Raw genomic sequence first — 528 nt, 5'->3', positions numbered from 1 at the left:
CATACAAATGAGTCGACACCTGCCCCAACTCAAACAACCCAGAACGACCCAACCAATACGCATGCTGCACATCAGTCAAACCAAACGCCTCAAACCGACCCCCCACATCCCCCACCAACACCGGAAGAGTGCTGCGTCCTTGGGTGGTGTGGGTGGCTTGGGTGGCGATGGTGGGGTGGGCGAAGACGTCGCGGAGTTCGAGGTGGAGGCCGGCGGTGTCGGCCGCGGCGACCGCACGCAGTGCCAGAAGTGAATCGGCGCCGAGTTCGAAGAGGTTGTCGTGAACGCCGATGCGTTCGGTGGCCAGCAACTCCGACCAGATGCCGGTCAGGGTCTGCTCGATCGGAGTGGCCGGTGCCACATACGGCTGGCGGGCGGCCTCACCCGGATCGGGCAGCGCTTTGCGGTCGATCTTGCCGTTGCCCGTCAGAGGCAGCGCGTCCAGCACCACCAAAGCGGCCGGCACCATATACGCCGGCAGGACCTCCGCGGCCTGGGCCCGGACCTTGTCGACCTCCAGGATCGCCC

The 528-nt window shown here is 65.3% G+C and carries 1 protein-coding gene; it reads right to left on the bottom strand.

All coding sequences use genetic code 11. The annotated features are described in order from the left end of the window. Window positions 1-528: phosphopantetheine-binding protein (locus tag O3W51_RS48345; RefSeq protein ID WP_269290463.1), on the bottom strand; the 528-nt coding region annotated here is incomplete at both ends.

It is taken from the genome of Streptomyces sp. H39-C1, assembly GCF_027158125.1.
In the GTDB taxonomy this organism is placed as follows: Bacteria; Actinomycetota; Actinomycetes; order Streptomycetales; family Streptomycetaceae; genus Actinacidiphila; species Actinacidiphila fildesensis.
Note: the sequence above shows the minus strand (reverse complement) of the source record. Positions and strands in the feature narration are given on the sequence as shown.